The organism is uncultured Aquimarina sp. (assembly GCF_947492115.1).
Lineage (GTDB): Bacteria > Bacteroidota > Bacteroidia > Flavobacteriales > Flavobacteriaceae > Aquimarina.
Window position 1 is genome coordinate 291,005 of the sequence record NZ_CANLMM010000001.1, and the last position, 22,194, is coordinate 313,198.

Below are 22,194 nucleotides of genomic sequence, written 5' to 3' on the forward strand. Positions count from 1 at the left end.
CATGAAAAATAAATGCTTTCTCTTAGCTATTACTTTTTTAATATCTGCTTATACCAATCTTAAAGCTCAAAAAATAAACCTTCCCATAGAAGTTTTTGGTTTACCCGAAAATATTGCTGTTGCGAATACAGAATTAGAGGGTTTAGGTTTGAAACGTGCATTAGCGGAAATTAGATTTACCATAGATCAATCTATGTATGATCGCATACGAAACACAAATAACCTTTATTTACAGATTAATAATGCAAGTTATGATGATAAGGTGTCTATAAGTGTAAATCATACTACGTTTACCAGCTTACATAAAAATAATACAAGTATATATCCACAGGAGTTAGCCAGAGGAGGAATGGTGCATGGTGGTTATAATTCCGTAAGACTACATTTTACAAATACAGATTTAAAGGTTGGCCAAAATTCAATTCGATTTAGAATGGAAATCTCTGATGGTATTTCCAACGGATATAGAATTATAGATCTAGATCTTGTAGATAGTGGAGGAGCACGAATATTAAAAAATAGTGAGTATTATCTTCCTGCAAATCAGGTTTCAGAAGCTTCCAGAGTATATGGTGTTAGTTATTTTAATGAAGATGACCCTTTAACTTGGACAAATCCATATACCGAATCCGGAATTTCTATCAGTCAATCTGCTTTATTAGATAGTATCTATAAAGGAAAAAGTTTATGGTATTATGGAAGAGGAGGGGATTTTGAATCTGAAACAGCAGGAGAAGATTTATGGAGTAATTATTTAACCAGTGGCAATAACGGTTTTTGGTACGGTTATGATTTAGGAAATTCTAGAAAGATCAAAGCTAAATGTACAGATTGTCATACGCATGATGGAAGGGATTTAGAGATTTTTTCATACTCTAATAAAGCAATTGTAGAAAGATCTAAGTTTCATCGATTAACAGAAGCAGAAGGTAAATTAATAGCTGCTTACATACGTTCATTATCAGATGCCGATGGTGACAAAAATAATATTCATAGGTACGGACGTCCTTGGAATCCTCCATACCAACCAGGTACAGAGCTAAAAGACAAACCAATAAACGAATGGTCTGCAGGAGCTGGTTTAGAAGCTGTTTTGGAAAATGATAGTGAAATGGCACCCTATTTATTTGGTAAATCTTCTGGATTTACTCAGGCTGATATGGATACTTTTTTTGATGCTGATAAATCCCCAGAAACCTATACACTTCCTTTACCAATTCAATTTCCAGATTGGAAACATTGGCTACCGATGATACATCCTATGGATGCATACACAAAAAATAATTTCTACCAAACTACTTATGATGATCGTACACCTTTTGTAAGTATTGTAAAGAGTTACTTAAATCCCCAGAAAGGATATGAAATATTTAGAGAGCTATTAGAAAGCTATGCCACGAATAGCACGGCAGTTACTAAAAATATTAATTTATCAAGTTTATCACAAGATCAAGTTAATGAATTAATGCAAGGACATGTTAAACATAGAGTGCATTATCGATTTTTTCAGGCACAGGTACTAAATTCAGATAATGAAAATATGAGTGGGCATTGGAGAACAAGAACTGGAGATGGATTAAATTCAATAGCAGATCATGTCCCTCAGGTGTTTGCTGCAACCAGTATGGCTAGGTTGATGGCCGTGAAGAATTTTGAGTTCATGAATGAGTTTAGTCTACAAAATCAGGCAGCGAACTATCTAAATCTAGAAGATAATCCCTCGGATCATCAATGGTTTGTTCCTGATTATGACAGTAAACACGTTTTCGAAATACCACCACATCTTACGGGATGTTTGGATGATGGCGGATGCCAGAATTTTATGGGGCAACCGAGAGAAACTGGACAATATGAATCTACTGCATGGTATCAATTGCAAATGATTCTTACTCCTGGTTATGGTGTAAATTATGGAAATGGCCCTGTAGATTTTAATTACCAGCCAGAGTTTATATTAAGTTCTAGTAAATCCTCCGGAATTAATCAACCATTACGGTATTTTCATACGATTAATAATATGTATCAAGTAAAAACCTGGTCTGGAGATACCAATCCAAACGATGCCAGAGGTTTTCGGATTCGCGTGATGGGACCTTGGTACTTTTTTGGAAAAGAAGCAGATGCAGGAGCTTCTCAGCTTGCAGGACATGCACCGCTGAAGTTCGTAAAATCCGTAAATGAAATTGAAGGAGGGATGTTACCTCTAATTTTAAATGCACAGTTAAAGCAGTTTTTAATAGAAATAAATAAACCACGCAATAGGTTATATCTTGTCGATAATTCTGATTTTAGTAGTAGTAATGAAAATTGGTGGCGCTATGATAACATGGAAAGTATTCCTGGAGGACCTGCCAGTAGAATTAAAGGAGGAAATGGTTCGCAGAATCTAGATTCTTGGAGCAAAACAGAAATATTCGATGTTACAAAAGCGGTAAACACCGATGGCCCAATGTATGCAGATCATATGTATTGGGTATTAAAATCTGGAGAAGAATTAGGAGCAGATTGTGGTTTGTTAAATGAAGTAAAAGATTGGGCGAAACGTGCCTGGCCAAATATCAATAAATTCATTATAAAACATCAAAACAATATTTTAGGAGAAGAAGCAATTAGTTGGGATACAGTTTTGTCTTGTAATATCTTGTCTACAGACGAAGTTGCTAATAAAATTGTTGGAATGTATCCAAATCCGGTTGCTGATAGGCTGCATTTAGACGGATTCGATCAAGAAAATAATACGTATTTTATTTATAATATCTTGGGGCAACAGTTTATGTCTGGTACTATCTCAGAGGATCTTTATAGTATTGATGTAAGTTTACTGAATGCTGGTCCTTATTTCATTAAAATAAAAAATAAGACAGACAGCAATATTTTTAAATTTATCAAGAAGTAGAGAGTCCATTACTTCGATCTATAGTTTTGAGTAAAATAACTATGTTTTGGGTTATGTAGTTGTTTTCTCGAAAAAGCTAAAAACAGAACCTCCATACTTTCTCGAATTCCTAAAGTTAGGAAGATCTTCTAAGGATGTGTGCTTAGAATGTTCTATAATTAACACACCATCATCATTGAGTAATTCGTTTTCAAATACTAACGCGGGTATTTTGGCAAACTCTTCTACCGTAAAATCATAAGGAGGATCAGCAAAAATAATATCAGATTTTCGTTTTACTTTTTCTAAATAGCTATAGACATCACTTTTAATGGTATCAATATCGAAATCAAGTTCTTTGGCGACACTTTTGATATATCCTACGCATCCATAATGAGCATCTACTGCAGTAATATGTTCGGTTCCACGAGAAGCAAATTCATAACTGATATTTCCCGTGCCTGCAAAAAGGTCTAATAAGGTAACTTCAGAAAAGGCATAATGATGATTAAGAATGTTAAATAACCCCTCTTTTGCCATATCGGTTGTAGGACGTACAGGTAGCTTTTTAGGTGCTTGTAACCGTTTTCCTTTATATTTTCCTGAGATAATTCGCATATTAAAAATGACTTAATAACAAATAGTGTTCATGTTCATGAATGGTTGAGATCTCTTCTGAAAGATTGATAAGATTACTTCTTTTTCCAAAACTTATATGTCTAATATAAGTATATGCAATAGTGTAGCAACTACTTCTTTCCGTAATGTCTCCTAAAAAGATAAGCTCAAACTCTTCTGGGTTTAACCGAAGTTGTTCTGCTGCAAACATTACATAATATAAAAAGTCTTCTTCGTTTGCGTACAGATACGAGTTGGTTAATAATAGTTTACCTTTTGATGTAATGACTAAATCAAAAGATGCTGCATTCATATGAGCATATATTTTAGTACTATCGCTATTTTTTTCTTTAGCTAATAAAGTGTCCACTAACATTGTAGCGGCATGTCTATAGGTAAAAGTACCAAAGGTGTCGAAAAAGAAATTATTGATGTTTGCATAGGGTACATATACTATGATGATATCATGCTGGTGTAATTCGTCATAAGCAATAAAATCATTTTCTAATACCTTGATACTGTATTTTAAGTATTCTTTGAGCTGTTCCTCATCAAACAAGGCTTTGGGAACACAAGTGTATAAGTCATTCTGATAAATAACTTCTACACTTTCAAAATCATTGTTGAACTTAGGATGGTGATCAAATACATATTTGATTTTATCCAGTACCTGTTCTGGAGACAAGTGGATCCCGAAATTATCTTGCTCTAAGGCAATGATTTCTTTTTCTGAATTTGCGATACAAAAAGAAAGTCCATTCAGGCTAACCTGAATGGACAATGTATGTTTTTTATTACCAGAGGTGTTACTCTTCTGTGGTTGTAACGTTGGTGTCATAAAGTTTTGGCCAGTTTCCTTTAGTATTAACTTCCTGCATAGAACCTACTGACAAGAATGGTCCGTTTACCTCTTCAACAGAAACAACTTGCTTTTCCTGAAATAATAGATCTTTATCAAGGTCGTGTAATAAAACTTCTTTCGCTACTCTTGCTTCGAAAACACTTACACGAATACCATTTTTATCAATGAATCCAGCATCTAATTCAAAATTAGCTTCTTTACCTTCTACAGGAACTTTCATCATATTTTTATAACGATCACTTCCTTTAAATAACGAATCTTTTACAGAAGCATAACCAAGAGTATCTACTACAACAGTATCTTTTGGCTCATCAATTTGTAATATTTTATTAAATCTTACAAAACTTGAATCTCTACGCTGTGTAAGAGTAAATTTAGCAGTATCTATAAAAGCAATTAATTTAGTTGGATCTTTTTCGAATCTACCAACTACGGTTTTATGAGCTAATTCTGCTTGTCGGATATCTCTTAAGTTTTCAATGGCTTTTGCGTAACGCGCTTCTTTAACTTTATTGAACCTTACAGGACCCATTACAGAATTAAATACCAGGTATCCTAAAACTCCGATAACTACCCATAGAACTAATTGAAGAACAATTTTCATTTTATAATTTAGCTTTTAGACATTAGTGTATACGCAAATCTACAATTTTTTTTTAATCGTAAAAGTTTATAGCCAAAAAATCATTACTATCTTTGATTTATTAACAGATTATGGATTTACGGAACAAGAATTTTTCATGAGGGAAATAGAGTTTTATCAATTATTAAAAGATGATTTTCCTTTTGAACCTACTCTAAAACAGGATGTTGTACTTCAAAAACTTTCAGCTTTTATTTTATCAAGTAAAAAAGATGATCTTTTTTTACTAAAAGGGTATGCTGGAACAGGAAAAACTACTTTAATAGGTACTTTGGTAAAAAACCTATGGAAAGCAAAGTTAAGCTCTGTTTTATTAGCGCCAACAGGTCGAGCTGCAAAGGTAATTAGTAATTATTCTGGACGACAAGCACAAACCATTCATAGGAATATTTACTATCCTAAAAAAACCAATAGTGGTGGTCTGGCTTTTCAACTAAAACAAAACAAGAAAAGAAATACCATTTTTATCGTGGATGAAGCTTCCATGATACCAGATACACCAAGTGACAGTAAATTGTTTGAGAATGGTTCATTACTAGATGATCTAATGATGTTTGTTTATTCTGGTCATAATTGTAAGATCCTTTTTATAGGAGATACTGCACAGTTGCCGCCAGTAAAGCTTGAAGTTAGTCCCGCTTTAGATCCTGACACCTTATCAATGGGATTTAATAAAGAGGTAACTCAAATAGAATTGGATGAAGTAGTAAGACAAGCCGAAGATAGTGGTATACTCATGAATGCCACTAATCTTAGGGAATTATTAAATGGTGGGTTTTATGATTCTTTTCAGTTCGATATTCAGGGATATCCAGATATTATTCGATTAGTGGATGGTCATGATATCATGGATGCTTTAAATGATTCTTATGCCAGCTCAGGACACGAAGAGTCCGTTATTATACTAAGATCTAATAAAAGAGCCAATATTTACAATCAACAGATTAGATCCAGAATCTTATTTCAGGAAGAAGAGTTATCTTCTGGAGATTATCTAATGGTGGTAAAGAATAACTATTTTTGGTTAGATAATAAAAGTGAAGCAGGTTTTATTGCAAATGGAGATATCATTAAAATTCTTGAAATTTATGCAATTAAAGAATTATATGGTTTTCGTTTTGCAGAAGTAAAAATAATGATGGTGGATTATCCTGATCAAAAACCATTAGAAACAGTATTAATTCTTGACACCTTAACTTCGGAGAGCCCATCATTGTCCTATGAGGATTCGAATAAATTATATCAAGAGGTTTTAAAGGATTTCGAAGATGAAAAATCTAAGTATAAGAAGTTTTTAGGGGTAAAAAACAACAAGTTTTTTAATGGACTTCAAGTTAAATTTTCATATGGGATTACTTGCCATAAATCGCAAGGAGGACAGTGGGATACAGTTTTTATAGAACAACCTTATCTTCCCGATGGAATTAATAAAGACTATCTACGATGGCTGTATACTGCAGTGACCCGAGCGAAAGAAAAATTATATCTTATAGGTTTTAAAGATGAATTTTTTATCGAAAATTAAAGTAAAAGTATATGCAAGAGACTATTTTGAGTATATGTTTAGGAGTTGGTTTGGCTGCTTCTGTAGGATTTAGAGTTTTTTTACCCTTGTTAGCAATCAGTATAGCAGGGCATTATGGAGTTATTCCTTTAAATTCTGAATGGGAGTGGGTAGGGAGCAATACTGCGTTAATCGTTTTATCTATAGCAACGGTAGTAGAGATATTGGCTTACTATATTCCTTGGTTTGATAATTTGCTCGACACCATAGCAATTCCACTTGCAGCTATTGCAGGAACAGCAGTTATGGTTTCTACCGTCGCTAATTTGAGTCCTGTAGTTACTTGGGCACTTGCAATTATTGCTGGTGGAGGAACGGCGGCTACTGTAAAAAGTACCATGGGAGCATCGCGGTTAACATCTTCTGCTACGACTGGAGGATTGGCAAATCCGATAATAGCTACAGTAGAAACGGGAACTGCAACTGTTATGTCGATATTATCTGTATTTCTTCCATTGGTAGCTATTATTTTGGTAATAGTGTTGTTTTTTGGTTTAAGAAAAGTTTATAAAAAACTATTCAGGCGCTCTTCTTGAAAATCGATTTAAAAAACCTATTTTTGACCCGCAAAAGCAAGCAATTTTGAACAAAACTGAACTAAAAACTATCGCAATGATTCCTGCGAGATACGCTGCATCCCGATTTCCAGGGAAACTTATGCAAGATCTTGAGGGAAAATCCGTTATATTGAGAACATACGAAGCTGCGGTAAAAACATCATTATTTAGCGAGGTATATGTAGTTACCGATAGCGAAATTATATTTGATGAAATTACATCTCATGGTGGTAAAGCTATTATGAGTAAAAAAGAACATGACTGCGGAAGCGATAGAATTGCTGAAGCTGTAGCAGATATGGATATCGATATCGTGGTTAATGTTCAGGGAGATGAGCCATTTACAGAAAGAGAAAGTCTTGAAAAAGTCTTAGAGGTCTTTCAGGGAGAAGATGCAGATAAGATCGATTTGGCAAGTTTGATGACTCCCATGACCGATTGGGATGATATCGTAAATCCTAATAGTGTAAAGGTAATCGTAGATGAGAATGATTACGCATTGTATTTTTCTCGTGCTCCCATACCTTACCCACGTGATAAACAAGTAAGTCATACCTATTTTAAACATAAAGGGATCTATGCATTTAGAAAGCAAGCAATTTTAGATTTTTATCGCCTACCGATGAGAACGCTAGAAGCTTCTGAGAAAATTGAATGCATACGATATTTAGAATATGGTAAGAATATAAAAATGATAGAGACACACCATGAAGGTGTGGAAATAGATACCCCGGAAGATTTAGAAAAAGCAAGAAATTTAATTAACAAACAAAATCTTTTGAACATTACATCTACGGTTACTCCTAAAGTAAAAGAATCTTTCCATAAGAATTTCCCTATGGTGCCAAGAGTGGTTTTTGGTAAAGGATCCTTTAATCAACTAGGACAAATCCTCTCTGCAGAACGAAAGAATGGAGCCCCATTCATCTATCTTATTGATGATGTCTTTGAGAATAATAAAACATTTATCGAAGATAGGATTGAATTATCAGGTACAGACAAGATTATATATGTTTCTACGAAAGAAGAACCTAAAACTTCTCAAGTAGATCAACTTGTAACAGAATTAAAGCAAGAATTTAGCTTTACTCCAAGCGGAATTATAGGAATTGGAGGAGGATCTATCATGGATCTTGCTAAAGCGGTTGCTATTATGATGAATAATTCTGGAAGTGCTACTGAGTATCAAGGATGGGATCTGGTGCATCACAAAGCAGTGTACCACGTTGGTATTCCCACAATATCTGGAACTGGAGCAGAGGTGTCGAGAACAACAGTATTGACAGGTCCTGAAAAAAAATTAGGTATTAATTCTGATTTCACTCCGTTTGATCAGGTAATACTAGATCCAGAACTTATAAAAGATGTACCAAAGGATCAGTGGTTTTATACAGGAATGGATTGTTATATACATTGTATAGAATCTCTAAAAGGTACTTATCTTAATGCATTTAGTCAAAGTTATGGCGAAAAGGCGTATGATCTTTGTAAGGAAATATTTTTAGATACTACTTTAGACAAAGAAGAAGCTGATGCTAAATTAATGATGGCTTCATGGCATGGAGGAATGAGCATAGCTTATTCTCAAGTTGGTATTGCTCATGCTATGAGTTATGGATTGGCATACGTTTTAGGAACAAAACATGGTATTGGTAATTGCATCGTATTCGATAAATTAGGTGAGTACTATCCTGAAGGCGTAGCGATTTTTAAACAAATGAAAGAGCTCCACAATATACATATACCAGAAGGTATATGTGCTAATGTTTCAGAAGATCAATTAGATACTATGGTCTCTGTGGCTCTTGGATTGGTTCCTTTATGGGAAAATGCGCTGGGTAAAAATTGGAAGGAACATATCAATGCAGATAAGTTAAAAGGTATTTATCGCTCTTTGTAACTTCTCTTTATAATATTTAATAACTCATGAGAAAGCTATCATCTTTTATATTTCATAAAATTATGGGCTGGGAGATGATAGGTGATTTCGATGCTGATAATGTAAAAAAGTGTGTGGTAATTGCTGTCCCTCATACTAGTTGGCACGACTTTTATATAGGGCTGTTAATTAGGCAATTAGCAGGTGTTAAAATTAGCTTCATGGGAAAAAAAGAGCTTTTTAAATGGCCGTTTGGATGGTATTTTAGAAAGGTAGGAGGGATTGCACTTGATAGGACACCTGGGCAGAATAAAGTAGAAGCGATTGCTAAAGAATTTGAAAAGCGTGATGAATTAAGAATTACCCTAGCTCCAGAAGGTACCAGAAAAAAAGTGGAATCTTGGAAAACAGGATTTTATTATATCGCAATGGCAGCAAATGTTCCAATAATCATGGTAGCCTTTGATTTTGGAAGAAAGCGAGTAGTGATTTCTAAAGCTTTTCATCCAACTGGTGATTTGGATAAGGATTTACAGCATATGTACAGCTTTTTTAAAGGTGTTAAGGGAAAAGTTCCCGAATATAGTTTTGATCCTTGAATCTTTTCAATCATACCATAAAAGAACAGTGTTAATGTTATGAATAGTAATCGATTACAGTGTCCTAGTTGTGGAGCAAATGACTCTTTTAAAGAGAATAAACCAAATCTATATACTTGCTCATATTGTAATTCTGTTTTTGAGCATGTAAGTGTTATTGATTATAAAAACATAGAAGACGTTCTATATAATCAAGTAATTACACTTCTTGAGGAAAGTACCCTACTAACTCCTGATCAACCCAAGTACTTAGTCAATTTTTATGCTAAAATGGAACAAATCCATGCATACCTTAGTCAATTGGATAAGAGTAGTTTTTATCATAAGTTGTTCTCTAGATTTGAAAAAGTATTAGATCAAGAAATAGAAAGGTTACATGATATAGGTGTTTCTCTTGATGCTAGTAAAGAGTTTTTATTTGAAGAGGGTAATTATATGAAGTTTTATTCATTGATTAATTATCAAAAAATGAAAGCACTACATCTAAGTAAGATCCATCATAAAAAGGATGGGCTGCTAGAAACGCTAAAAATTGCTCAATTGGCAAAAGATATTCAGGATAAGTTCATTGGAGAATATCAGGAGGAAATAGTAAGGTGTATTCTATTTTTATTACAAGAACTTAAGGAGAAAGAACGTTTGTCTTTATATCTGGACGCCTTATGTAAACAATATAAAGATAACAATACTGAAATGGAACAGCTTGATTCTGATATATATGAAATTATTGGAAAAGAAGGATATACTGAATTTAAGAATCGAAATAATTAAAATTTTCGAGTACTCTCTTTTTTAATCACTTCTTTTTTAGGTTCTTCCTTTTTTTCTTCTTCTAAAGCACTGGCTCCAAAAAGTAATTCTGTACTAGAAAATGTAGTCCCAAAGGTTTTGGTAGCAAGATAAACCTGTGATAAAGCACTTTCGACCTGTTCCGTAGTAAGTTCTTTTAACGGGTGCACATAAGCAGACCATAGGATTCCATTAGAAATGGCGTATTTTACATCCAAGGCAGAATGAAAATTCGCAGTCATAGAATCTAGTAATAAATCTTTATCTAGATTACTGGAATCTGTTATAGGAGCAATGATTCTCATTCGGTTATTCCTTTCGTCGGTAACACACAACATTGGGATTTCTTTATAAATAAATTGCCAATTACCAGTGATTCCATTTATCGTATCAGCTTTTTGGGTAATTATTTCTCCTAGTGTTTCATTATTCATTTGTTGGGCCGTAACGCTTACACCAAACGATAATAAAATCAAAAATATCCATTGTTTCATTGTATGTTGTTTTGATTTAAGTCGAAAAGATTATTTAAACATAACAAAAAAGACTGCCTTTTATAGACAGTCTTTTCATAAAGTATTGTTATACTTTTAATTATGCTTCAGAAGAAGATTCTTGCATCGTATGATATACATTTTGCACATCATCATCTTCTTCAATTTTTTCTAAAAGCTTTTCTACATCCGCTGCTTGCTCTGGAGTTAATTCTTTAGTTACTTGAGGGATTCGCTCAAAACCAGAAGAAAGAATTTCAATTTCGCGACTTTCTAATTCTTTTTGGATAGTTCCAAAACTACCAAAAGGGGCGTAGATTAAAATTCCATCTTCATCCTGAAACACCTCTTCAGCGCCAAAATCAATAAATTCTAGTTCTAATTCTTCTGGATCTAGACCGTCTCCGTTAATTCTAAAATTGCAAGTGTGATCAAACATAAATTCTACAGATCCAGATGTTCCTAAATTTCCATCACATTTATTAAAATAAGATCTAATATTGGCAACGGTTCTATTATTATTATCGGTAGCGGTTTCTACAAGAATAGCAATTCCATGAGGTGCGTATCCTTCGAAAAGAACTTCTTTATAATCTCCTTGTGTTTTATCAGAAGCTCTTTTGATCGCACGTTCGATATTGTCCTTTGGCATGTTAACAGACTTAGCATTCTGTATAACCGCTCTTAAACGTGAATTAGAATCAGGATCTGGTCCTCCTTCTTTCACAGCCATTACAATATCTTTACCAATTCTAGTAAATGCTTTGGCCATTGCAGACCAACGTTTCATTTTACGTGCCTTTCTGAACTCAAAAGCTCTTCCCATAATCTAAATTTAAAATCTAATTACAAACATAAGTAGAAACCAAAAGTTTCACAAATAGATGTTTGATTCTACAGCATATTTTTATTCTTCTTCTACGATGCCGTCAATTGCCTTTGCAAGCTCAAAGTCTTTATCCGTTACTCCATCGGCATCATGTGTGGACAAGGATATATTAACTACATTATACACATTAGACCAATCTGGGTGATGATTTAGTGCTTCCGCTTCAAAAGCTATTCTAGACATAGCAGAGAAGGCATCTTTAAAGTTTTCAAATTCAAAAGATGTATGTAGGGCATTATCTTCATATTCCCATCCGTCCTTAGTTTTAAGACGATCCGTAATTTCAGTTTCTGAAAGTTTCATTTGGTATAATTTTATTTTATTGAATAATAATTTTTTGACTAAAAGTTTTCGTTTTATTTTCGGCGGTTAATATATACATTCCTTGGTTTAATTTAGAAACATTTATGTAATCTTTAATTTTGGTTTCAATTAATTTTTTTCCAACTAGAGAAGAAATAGTTACTGTATAGTCTGAAGTATCTATATTATTCGGGAATTTTATTTTTATTTGATTTTTAGCAGGGTTAGGATATACCACTAACTTTGAGTTCTGAGTGTTGGGTGTGTTTATTGACAAAGTATTATTAGTATCTGAAACAAATTTTGATAAAAGTCTAATATATGCTATCTGATATCCACAACTATTTTCAGAAATTGACCACGAATTCAATGGCCAGTTATTATTAAAATCTAAATAAGATTTTTGATCAGGTTGTCCTTTAGGAGGGTTGATGGAAATGGCATTACATAAAGCATCATTTGCTGTACTTCCACAGCTACTGTTACAGCATTGATCTCTATCATAGCTTGGATTAGGTCCTCCAGGAACAAAACCGGGAGCAGGACCATATAAAGAAACACCGGTTTCATCCCAATCCGTTCCATCCTGAAACCAAGTGTGGTATATTTGATTAGCACAGCGATCACCTCCATAAGAATACATATTGGTTAGGTATACCATATTCAAAGGGTTTACTCCATGCATATAATGAATGTAGTTTTCTGCCGCTTTTTCTGCATCTACTTCTCGAGCATTGTTAAGTGCATATTCTTTAATACTATAAAATGTTAGCCCTTTCTTAGCTTTCGTGTTATTACTTCCCCAAGTGTAGGTGTCTAAATGAGCCATGTAAGGATCAACCTTATTATCAAATGACATAAAGTTAATAGCATTAGAATTCATGGAACTATTATAGGTGTTCACAATATTATCTTTAACATTGGTAGATACTCCAGGAATTCTAGTATAATACAATAAAGTTTCTTGTTCTCTAGCTTCGTAAGGAAAAACAAAGTTCCAAGCGATCATATGAGTTTCTGTATAGTTACTTTCGAAAAAAGTTTTATAGCTATCTTGATTTGTAATTTCATACAAATGTGCTGCAGCACGCAGTTTGTACATGGCTCTTCCGTAATCATCTACTTCTTGTTGCCCAGCACCAATACCTTGCGATCCATTAGCTGCATCATTATTTCTCCAGACTACATTAGGATTTGCCGCTGCCCAATTCCATGCACTTGTAGCTGCCTGTTCTAGGGTGTTTGCATAAGCAGTCATTCCTAAAGAGGCAAATATTTTGGCTCCATAAGCAAAAGTACTAGCAGAATTCCAAGTGCTACTTGTATTAACGGCTCCATACAAACTTGGTCCTGTTGCAGTAGAAGGAGGACTAGCATGACTTTCGGATACTACGGCAATCATACTACCATCATTATTTTGTAATCGTAGTAAATGATCCATTCCCCATTTGGCTTCATCAATAATATCTGGAATGGCATTACCTGATTCTGGAATATTATAATTATCTCCCCAAACATCAGGTGATTCCTCATAAGCCAACAACATTTCGTAAATATAGTTAGAAGTCCAGTTGGTGTATTTGTTGTAATCACCAGCATCATACCAACCACCACTTACATCCTTTTCTGTGCTAGCATCATTTGGAGCATCGTAACTTCTGCATTGCGTATCTTGTAAAGCGCCCATATGACTGGCACTATCTGCCCAATTAGGTTCTGCGTAAGGAGTCTCTTTTGCAAACCCTACACGCTGATAATAAAATGTTCGAACTGCTTGTTTGAGTATTTCATTGTAGATATCCTCTCGAATTTCGAATTCAAAAGAGCGAACATTATTAGTAGTATCTAGAATATAATAAGTTCCAGGATTTGTATGACTGCTAAAATCAAACCACCAAGCTTTATCACCTGATGATGTGTCTTCTGCACCAGCATTCCAGGCTACTGGAGTTCCTGTAAATACCTGTTGATCGTTAGATGCATTTACTAATGCGTATGTATTTCCTGGATTAAAAGATTCACTAGAATCAAAACCTGTTTGAGGATCTCTAATGACAGCAATTTTATCAGAATTTGGTCTGTATCCAAATTGATCAATTACAATATGATTCGTTAATGTCTGCGCTTCAATTTCGCATATGCACATGAGAAACCATATGCATAACATGAGTTTTTTCATAATTAAGTAGATTTGTTAAGTTTAATTCTTTGGTGATAGCAATTTCCTAATAAATGCTTAGTTTTCCTAATATCACTTAACAAATATATCTCAAGAAATAAGATTTTTTGTTTGGTTTTCAGTAAGTTATGAAAAGGTTGTGCAGGTTTGTATTATTTCAAATCTAAAGCATCTCTAAGAACTTCATCTTTATTACTGTTCTTTCCCCAATACGCAGATTTAATGCTTTTTAATTTTGTAGCTGTTGTTACTAATTCCTTTGTGTTTGGACCAAAACCACTTGTAAAAGTTTCTGTCCAACTTTCTATTTCATAAGGAAAAGAAGTTGAAAAAGTAATATTCAATTTCCTCTTTAGTTCGGGATATTCTAAGCTATAATTACTATAGTTACCTTCTTTAGTAATGGTAGCTTTGGCGTTGTAAGCTTTGATTTCTTTATGTTTTAATCGGCAATATTCCAGGGATGGGATTACTTTTATATCTCCAGTAGGAAGATTTTCAGGATCTATTCTAATCTTAGTCCAGAGTTCATTTTCCAAAATATCCTTATCTAACGTAAAGTTTTGATCAGCTTCTCCTTGAAAATAAGAATGCGACGTAATCTCATAATTCTCTTTATTGTTAATTTGCGCGTATACATGACCACACCATTCTTGCATAGAGCTGGATACTTTAATCGCATGTTTATTGTCAGATACTGGATAGAACGTACTTTGCATAATGGAATAAGGATAGATTCCAGTATTAAATTTTTTAGTAGCATTGAGTTTTAGAACAGGCACGTTAGTATTGTTTTGGTAATCAGCTTTTACTTGTTCTTTTGGTAAAAAATCCTCTGTTACATAAATCAGCACAGCTTTTCCTTCTCTTATTTCTCCATATCTTGCTTGCTCTAGAGTATAAGAAGTGATTTCTGCCTTTCCTGCATACCAATATTTTTTAAAATCTTCTGAAAGTTCTTTTGCTGGTTGTAATTCAGATTCTGCTGATTCGGAACTATTGTTTAATGCCGTATTGTTTTTTTCATCAGCTTTGATATTACTACAGGCAATAATAACTAAAACTCCAAGTGCACCAAATAATAGTAAAGACTTTTTCATAGCGGTAATTTTAAGTTTTATGATCTATATGATTATTCAAAATCCTTCTTACTAGTAATCCTTTTGAATAATAGATCAACAAAATCTAAATTACGACAAAGCTATGATCTAGCAAGCGCTATTAACGTTTCATAAACAAGTTGTACAGGTAGTCCCATAACATTATAGTAACTACCTTCTATATTTGTTATACCGATATATCCTATCCATTCTTGTATTCCGTAGGCACCAGCTTTATCTAATGGAGAAAACGTGTCAACATAATAATCGATTTCATCTTTCGATAAGGTTTTAAAGGTGACTTTGGTGGTTTGGTTAATAATTTTAGTTTGGTGTATCGTCTTAAAACACACAGAAGTGATGACTTCATGAGTCTTGCCAGATAAAGAAGCAATCATTTGTTTAGCATCTTCAGGATTTTTTGGTTTGCCTAATGCTTTATTCTCATGCCAAACAATAGTGTCACTTGTAACTAAAATATCATTGGGTTGTAAATCAGAAAACTCTCCAGCTTTTAGATTAGCTAAATAATCTGATATTTCGGAGCCTTTTAGATCTTCGGGATACACCTCATTTACTTCTCTTATTTGTATGATAAAGTCTAGATCTAGATCTTTAAAAAATTGTTGTCTTCTCGGTGAACCTGAAGCCAAAATAAGTTGATAATCTTTTAAAATAGTTTTAAGCATAGCTTATTTCAATATAAATTGATATAACAGCATAGATAAAGAAGTGGCAAATAAGACTAGTTTTAAAATCATACTTAAAACTTTATAATCTTTGTCATTCTCTGCTCCCCAACTTCTAAACATAAAGTATAACAAAGGAGCTACCAATACTGCTAAGACTATAACAACAGCGGTTGAATTATTAAACAAGTAAGTGTATACATAGTAAATAATCAAACCAATAGGAATTATAGTAAGACCACTGATAAGCTTTGCTGTTCTGTCTTTTCCTAAAGCAATTGGGATGGTTTGTAATCCTGTATTATGATCTTTATCCACAGTAAGAAGGTCTTTTACAATTTCCCTAATAGTAATCATAATAAACGCAAACACTGCATAATCTACAATAATCAGGAAAATAACTTTTTGGGATGCCTTATTCTGCTCTGTGATTGCAGGAAGTAAATCAAAAATGGCTACAGCAATTAGCCCTAAAGCCATCATTATACCCATTAGTGCATTTTTGACCACAATGATTTCTTTTAAATAGGTGGTGTAAATATAGAATACACCAGAAACGACAATAAATAAAGCAGCCAATTTGGGTCGACCAATAATATTGGAAAGATAAAAACCAATACCTACGGCAATAACATTAAAGATAATGAAAAGTCGATTTGCTACTTTTTCAGAGATTGCAATATTCGATTTTTCTTTATCCTCTAGATATAGCATAACATTAAGAGCCGATACCAGAGAAATAGTCGCTATAATTAGTAATGAGATACCGAATCCATTTAGTGTAATATCAATTCCGAATGGTTCAAAAAGCCCGTACTTAATGCATAATTGAGCTAATGCTATAAGAAGAAGATTATCAAGTTTAATGAGCTTTAGATATGATTGCATAAAGTGTTTGAATTGGTTTGTTCGCAAATGTAATAATTAATCTTTTTTATAGCGGTATTAACTTAATCTCTTCAATCCTTTATGTTATAAGGGTTTTTGATACTTGTTAACGTTAATGCAGGGTTAACGATCTGTAATTTTTCGATTTCTTAGAAAGCCTTCTATACTTTTGATACCATCAACAATCAAAAAACGAATAGTAATGTTAAGAATCATCATCATTTTAGGAATCGTATCGAGTTCATTCGCCCAAACAAAGTATCAAAAGGATTTTAACACCTATTGGGAAACAGTGGATCAATACTTTGCTTATTTCGACGTTCAGAAAACGAATTGGGATAAAGTGCGAAGTATTTACCAACCTATTGTAGATACGATTCAAAATGATGATGATTTTATTCGTTTGTTGGAGATGACTAATAATGAGCTTTATAATGGTCATATTGGTTTAAATAGAAATTTAGCTTCTTCTAGTAGAGTAATCCCATCAGGAACTGATATATGGGTTTCATATAAAAACAAACAATTCATTGTATCTGGTATTAGAGACGGTTTTTCGGCACAGAAAACAGGAGTTAAATTAGGAATGTGTATTACAGCATATAATGGAGTTTCAATATCAAAGGCTATTAAAAAGTTTTTACCTAAGAGTGTTACCACGTATACAAAAGAAATGTATGAGTACGCAGCTAACTTATTATTGGCAGGGACACATAATCAAAGTAGAGTTTTGAATGTTAATGATTCATTAACATTCGAATTAGAAAAGGTGAGAAACAAAAATTATGAAGAATTGGTGACCTCAAAAATCATTGATAATAATATTGGGTACATAAAAATAAACAACTCATTAGGGAATAATAGCACTATTGCTGCTTTCGATGAAGCATTACGCGCTTTAGAAAATACAGATGGGATGATATTAGATCTTAGAGATACTCCAGGAGGCGGAAATACCACAGTAGCAAGAGGAATTATGGGAAGATTTATCAACAAAGAAGCAGCCTACCAAATACATAGCTTTACGTATGAAGAAAGATTATATGGAGTAGAAAGAAAAACGATAGAATTGGTTATGCCAAGAGGAAAGATATATGGTAAGAAGTTAGTTGTTCTTTGTGGTAAATGGACAGGAAGTATGGGAGAAGGAATGACGATTGGTTTCGATGGATTAAAAAGATCCAAAACCGTAGGTGCTGATATGGCTGATTTATTAGGTGCCATCTATAATTATACCTTGCCAGAAACAAATATTGGCTTTCAAATTCCGGTAGAAAAACTATTTCATATAAATGGAAAGCCTAGAGAAGATTTTAAACCAAAACACTTTATCTTAGATTCTCAAGATCAGTTGCAAAAGGCAATTGAAATTATTAACGCATCTCTATAATGAAGAAAAATATAAACTTATTAATTATTACTTCGGTTATTGCTTTACTTGCTTTATCTGGTATACAAGGGTATTTGATATATAATACATATCAATTAAAGAAAGATGTCTTTATAAAAGAAACAAAGAAAGCTATTAGCAATATAGATAATACCAAGGAAATGGATTCTCTCGCGGAACAATGGTATACATATCTGAGTGAGAATTTAGTGGAGTACAAGAAAAACAAAATTCAAAAGAAAGAAGCTCTTGATAAGTTTAGACCTAAAACAGATTCGTTAAATGATCTTTTTAAAGAATATTATAAGAAAGAGATTGCCAAACGCAATTTAGAGTATGATATTCAATATAAAAAGGATATAAAAAGTATCGTCCTTTTTGAAGACGAAAGGATGGACAGTATATTTTCTGCAGTAGACGGTGAAAATATATACACTTTCGGAGAAAAGTTCCCACAAAAAGATGAGGTGGTAATGAGTAATGCTCGATGGTTTACAGATTTTGAGTACGAAGATGAAGTAAATAGTGGTGGAATTAAAATATCTATGGATTTAGAAGTTCGTACTGTAGATTATATCAATATCATTGGTTGGAAAAGAATCGTATTTGGGCAAATGGCATCATTGTTTATTTTTTCAGTTTTGTTAATTCTTTTTGTGGTAATACTACTATTCTATTCCATTAGGAATTTGATTCGACAAAAGAAATTAGCGGATATTAAAACTGATTTTATTAATAACATAACTCATGAATTAAAAACGCCAATGGCAACTTTAGGAATAGCTTCTAAAACCCTAAGAAAACCTGAGATACAAAATTCACCAGATGCTTTTGCTAACACTTTAGATATACTGGATCGACAAAATGATAGATTGCAAAAGTTAGTAGATCAGGTGGTTACAAATAGTTTGGGATCCGAAGAGATTATTCTTAAAAAAGAAGAAGTATTAGATGATACTTATTTTAAAAATGTATTAAAGGATTTTCAATTATCAGTACAAAACAAAAATGTTACCGTCACCTCCAAAATAGAATTTAGAGAAGTGAATTTAAATATAGACAAGTTTATGTTTACTACAGCTTTGTTAAATATCTTAGATAACGCAGTAAAATATGGAAAAGATGAGGTAGAAATTGTTTTTAGAACTTATTTAAAAGATGATTTGTATGAAATATCAATACATGATAACGGAATTGGAATTTCACCAAAGGAACAGCGAAAGATTTTTGAAAAATTTTACCGTATTACCGAAGGAGATGTCCACGATGTGAAAGGATTAGGTTTAGGATTGTTTTTTACCAATCAAATTGTAAAAGCACATCAGGGCAATATAAGCTTGGAAAGCAAATTAGATTTAGGAACCACATTTACCATCAATATACCAATCAATGAATAAGATGAAGCATATATTATTAGCAGAGGACGATTTTGATTTCGGAAGTATTCTAAAACAATATTTAGAACTTCATGGATATAAGGTGGTATGGGCCAAAGATGGGAAAGAAGCTTTAGAAATATTTGGACAAGAACAATTCGACATCTGCGTCTTTGATGTTATGATGCCCAAAATGGATGGGTTTACATTGGCAGAAAATGTTATCGAAATACACCCAGAAACTCCCTTTGTTTTTTTAACAGCAAAAAAAATGAAAGAAGATAAAATACGAGGGTTAAAACTAGGTGCAGATGATTATATCGTAAAACCTTTTGAAGCAGATATTCTTGTATTACGTCTTCAGAATATTTTAAAAAGATCTCAAAGAACTCAAGTAATAAAGGAAGAGGTGTTGTCTATCGGTGATTTTAAATTCGATGCTATAAATCATTGTTTAAAATTGAACGAGGATCGACAAAAATTAACCGAAAAAGAAACAATATTAATTCAGTATTTGTTTGATCATAAAAATACTATGATCAAAAGAGAAAACCTACTGAAAGATGTTTGGGGAAATGACGATTTCTTTTCAGGAAGGAGTATGGATGTATTTATCAGCAGACTAAGGAAGTATTTTAAAAAAGATAGTAAAATAAAAATCGAAAGTGTACGAGGTGTGGGACTAACATTTCAAATAGAATAAATTAAATCAATCATCAATCATCAATCAAAAAACGAACATCATGAAAACATTACAAGTACTACTATTCTGTTGCATATCATTATATGTAAACGCTCAATTAAAAGGAGAGCAATTAGATCAAAAACTGGAAAATATTTATAAATCCAGTAAAATTGCTGGTTTTGGAGTTTCAGTATTTACTCCTAATCAAATTTTATATCAGAACGGTTTTGGTTATGCTGATACAGAAACACAAAAGCCTTATACGATCAATACGGTGCAAAATATAGGTTCAGTTTCTAAAACTTTTATAGGAGTAGCACTAATGAAAGCTATCGAAGAAGGGAAACTTTCTATAGATACTCCTATTAATGATATTTTGCCTTTTAGAATAAATCATCCAAGACATCCTGAAACACCAATAACGGTAAAACATTTGGCAACACATACTTCTTCGATTTTAGATACAGATGCTTATGAAAAAAGTTATGTTTTAGAAAATGAAGCGGAATTTGATAAAAAAAATTATACTAAAAGCGAGTTAAAGGACCTTACCTTGATGAAGGGCAATATAAAGTATAGTCTAGAAGCTTTTCTAAAAAATCATTTGACACCAAAAGGGGAGTGGTTTCGAAAAAATAACTTCTCTAAGCATCAACCAGGCGACCGATATGAATATTCCAATATAGGTTCGGCACTATTAGCATATATTATTGAAATAGCCACAGAAACTTCATTTACAGAATATACACAACAAATTATATTAGATCCACTAGGAATGAGCAACTCGGGTTGGTCTTATGCAGCATCTAACCCAAAAAACTACGCATCGATTTACACAGAAAAAGGTAATAAAATACCAAGGTATGATTTAATTACGTATCCAGACGGAGGATTCAGGAGTAGTATAAAAGACCTTTCAGCGTATTTACAAGGATTGATGAAAGGATATTATGGAGAAGATTCTGTATTAAAAACCGCATCTTTTCAACAAATGATGTCCGCTAAACTAGATAAAGACCAGTTAAATAATAAAGGAAATCAAAAAGACAATTATGGTTTCTTTTGGGAGGTAGGAACTTCCGGAAAGATTGGTCATAATGGATCGGATCCAGGAATCTTAACACTAATGTATTTTAATAAAAATGATCAAATAGGAGCTATATTTTTTATGAATACAGGTTTGGAAGAAGATAAAGATGTTCTTCAATCAGTAAAAAGTATTTGGAAAGAAGTAAAACAATATAGATCCGAGTACTCCAAAAGCTTGTAAGCTTCTACAAGCAATTAATATATAAATCAATCATTAACATAGTTGAGATTTCGTATTAGCGATTTCTCTTCATAAAAGCGAACAATATGAAAACAGTAATTTTTGTTATTGTAAGTCTTGTATTTGGCTTACTAACAACACAGGCACAAACCGATGAAAGCTCATCAGGATCTTCTTCTAGTATTTCTATAACCTATGATACCGATGCAGAGCATAAGACATTTTATAGATCATTTGTTACGCTCGATACAGATGATAACTATCGTATTAAGATTAAGTTTATGAAACGCATGAAGTCTCACATAAAATCTTATTTGATCGATCAGTTTGGGCAAAAGGATATGGTAATAAAAGACAATACATATTCTTGGACAAAAGGTTTAGAAGATGAAGAGGTATACGTAGTAAAACTAAAAGGAAATAAACTAAGAATAAACGTAAACAAAGAATTAGCTTCAGATAAATTATTAAAGAGATTTGGGCTTATCGGTAAAGAATTAAAAGAAATGACTTCCCAAGAATCAGGAAGTTAGTATTAGTAATTA

At 33.0% G+C, this 22,194-nt stretch carries 20 protein-coding genes and 2 pseudogenes; 12 read left to right on the plus strand and 10 right to left on the minus strand.

The genetic code is table 11. The annotated features are described in order from the left end of the window. The first annotated feature begins 1 nt into the window (after position 1). Positions 2–2,896: a T9SS type A sorting domain-containing protein gene (locus Q1A73_RS01255; RefSeq protein WP_299600645.1), complete on the plus strand. Its 2,895-nt coding sequence runs from the start codon at positions 2–4 to the stop codon at positions 2,894–2,896. Between the two features lie 51 nt (positions 2,897–2,947). Here Q1A73_RS01255 and Q1A73_RS01260 read toward each other — a convergent pair whose 3' ends face one another. The 3 genes from Q1A73_RS01260 to Q1A73_RS01270 are packed head-to-tail and all read right to left on the minus strand — an operon-like array spanning position 2,948 to position 4,959. Then, positions 2,948–3,493, minus strand: coding sequence for an RsmD family RNA methyltransferase (locus Q1A73_RS01260; protein ID WP_299600647.1), 546 nt, complete (start codon positions 3,491–3,493; stop codon positions 2,948–2,950). Between the two features lies 1 nt (position 3,494). Continuing rightward, entirely contained in the window at positions 3,495–4,331 is an 837-nt protein-coding gene (locus Q1A73_RS01265; RefSeq protein WP_299600649.1) for a DUF3822 family protein, read from the minus strand. After that, the gene (locus Q1A73_RS01270) at positions 4,300–4,959 is read right to left on the minus strand and encodes a hypothetical protein (protein ID WP_299600652.1); all 660 of its coding nucleotides are present in this window, start codon (positions 4,957–4,959) and stop codon (positions 4,300–4,302) included. Before Q1A73_RS01270 ends, Q1A73_RS01265 begins: the two co-directional genes overlap by 32 nt. A 136-nt stretch (positions 4,960–5,095) precedes the next feature. On the opposite strand from Q1A73_RS01270, the gene Q1A73_RS01275 reads away from it, so the two are divergent. From Q1A73_RS01275 to Q1A73_RS01295, 6 genes and pseudogenes are all read left to right on the plus strand, one after another. Continuing rightward, positions 5,096–6,523 carry an AAA family ATPase gene (locus Q1A73_RS01275; protein ID WP_299600654.1) on the plus strand — a complete coding sequence of 476 codons (1,428 nt, stop codon included), beginning with the start codon at positions 5,096–5,098 and terminating at the stop codon, positions 6,521–6,523. A gap of 11 nt (positions 6,524–6,534) precedes the next feature. Further along, positions 6,535–7,098, plus strand: coding sequence for a DUF4126 domain-containing protein (locus Q1A73_RS01280; protein ID WP_299600656.1), 564 nt, complete (start codon positions 6,535–6,537; stop codon positions 7,096–7,098). Positions 7,099–7,174: 76 nt separating this feature from the next. Continuing rightward, positions 7,175–7,879, plus strand: a pseudogene (gene kdsB, locus Q1A73_RS24570) (3-deoxy-manno-octulosonate cytidylyltransferase); the annotation flags it as partial. 99 nt (positions 7,880–7,978) lie between these two features. Beyond that, positions 7,979–9,019, plus strand: a pseudogene (locus tag Q1A73_RS24575) (iron-containing alcohol dehydrogenase family protein); the annotation flags it as partial. Positions 9,020–9,045: 26 nt separating this feature from the next. Further along, positions 9,046–9,597, plus strand: coding sequence for a 1-acyl-sn-glycerol-3-phosphate acyltransferase (locus Q1A73_RS01290; RefSeq protein WP_299600657.1), 552 nt, complete (start codon positions 9,046–9,048; stop codon positions 9,595–9,597). Between the two features lie 39 nt (positions 9,598–9,636). Further along, entirely contained in the window at positions 9,637–10,368 is a 732-nt protein-coding gene (locus tag Q1A73_RS01295) for a hypothetical protein (protein ID WP_299600659.1), read from the plus strand. Here the strand turns inward: Q1A73_RS01295 and Q1A73_RS01300 are convergent. From Q1A73_RS01300 to Q1A73_RS01330, 7 genes are all read right to left on the minus strand, one after another. Continuing rightward, complete coding sequence (locus tag Q1A73_RS01300; RefSeq protein ID WP_299600661.1) at positions 10,365–10,880, minus strand: hypothetical protein; 516 nt, start codon at positions 10,878–10,880, stop codon at positions 10,365–10,367. The genes Q1A73_RS01295 and Q1A73_RS01300 overlap by 4 nt on opposite strands. A gap of 100 nt (positions 10,881–10,980) precedes the next feature. Then, positions 10,981–11,706 (minus strand): YebC/PmpR family DNA-binding transcriptional regulator, encoded by a 726-nt coding sequence (locus Q1A73_RS01305; RefSeq protein WP_299600662.1) that lies wholly within the window; start codon positions 11,704–11,706, stop codon positions 10,981–10,983. 81 nt (positions 11,707–11,787) lie between these two features. Further along, the gene (locus Q1A73_RS01310; RefSeq protein ID WP_299600664.1) at positions 11,788–12,072 is read right to left on the minus strand and encodes a 4a-hydroxytetrahydrobiopterin dehydratase; all 285 of its coding nucleotides are present in this window, start codon (positions 12,070–12,072) and stop codon (positions 11,788–11,790) included. Positions 12,073–12,088: 16 nt separating this feature from the next. Further along, a complete protein-coding gene (locus Q1A73_RS01315; protein WP_299600666.1) occupies positions 12,089–14,251 on the minus strand; it encodes a glycoside hydrolase family 9 protein in 2,163 nt (720 codons plus the stop codon). 152 nt (positions 14,252–14,403) lie between these two features. Continuing rightward, positions 14,404–15,351, minus strand: coding sequence for a septum formation inhibitor Maf (locus Q1A73_RS01320; protein WP_299600668.1), 948 nt, complete (start codon positions 15,349–15,351; stop codon positions 14,404–14,406). Between the two features lie 101 nt (positions 15,352–15,452). After that, positions 15,453–16,040 carry a Maf-like protein gene (locus Q1A73_RS01325; RefSeq protein WP_299600670.1) on the minus strand — a complete coding sequence of 196 codons (588 nt, stop codon included), beginning with the start codon at positions 16,038–16,040 and terminating at the stop codon, positions 15,453–15,455. A 3-nt stretch (positions 16,041–16,043) separates the two neighbouring features. Beyond that, complete coding sequence (locus Q1A73_RS01330; RefSeq protein ID WP_299600672.1) at positions 16,044–16,928, minus strand: geranylgeranylglycerol-phosphate geranylgeranyltransferase; 885 nt, start codon at positions 16,926–16,928, stop codon at positions 16,044–16,046. A gap of 202 nt (positions 16,929–17,130) precedes the next feature. Here Q1A73_RS01330 and Q1A73_RS01335 point away from each other — a divergent pair, with 202 nt between their 5' ends. From Q1A73_RS01335 to Q1A73_RS01355, 5 genes are all read left to right on the plus strand, one after another. Further along, complete coding sequence (locus Q1A73_RS01335) at positions 17,131–18,318, plus strand: S41 family peptidase (RefSeq protein ID WP_299600675.1); 1,188 nt, start codon at positions 17,131–17,133, stop codon at positions 18,316–18,318. Continuing rightward, a complete protein-coding gene (locus tag Q1A73_RS01340; RefSeq protein ID WP_299600677.1) occupies positions 18,318–19,715 on the plus strand; it encodes a HAMP domain-containing sensor histidine kinase in 1,398 nt (465 codons plus the stop codon). The genes Q1A73_RS01335 and Q1A73_RS01340 overlap by 1 nt, the downstream gene beginning before the upstream one ends. Position 19,716: 1 nt before the next feature. Then, a complete protein-coding gene (locus Q1A73_RS01345; protein WP_299600679.1) occupies positions 19,717–20,397 on the plus strand; it encodes a response regulator transcription factor in 681 nt (226 codons plus the stop codon). Positions 20,398–20,437: 40 nt separating this feature from the next. Then, positions 20,438–21,649, plus strand: coding sequence for a serine hydrolase domain-containing protein (locus Q1A73_RS01350; protein ID WP_299600681.1), 1,212 nt, complete (start codon positions 20,438–20,440; stop codon positions 21,647–21,649). Positions 21,650–21,735: 86 nt separating this feature from the next. Beyond that, a complete protein-coding gene (locus Q1A73_RS01355) occupies positions 21,736–22,182 on the plus strand; it encodes a hypothetical protein (protein WP_299600683.1) in 447 nt (148 codons plus the stop codon). The last annotated feature ends 12 nt before the right edge of the window (positions 22,183–22,194 follow it).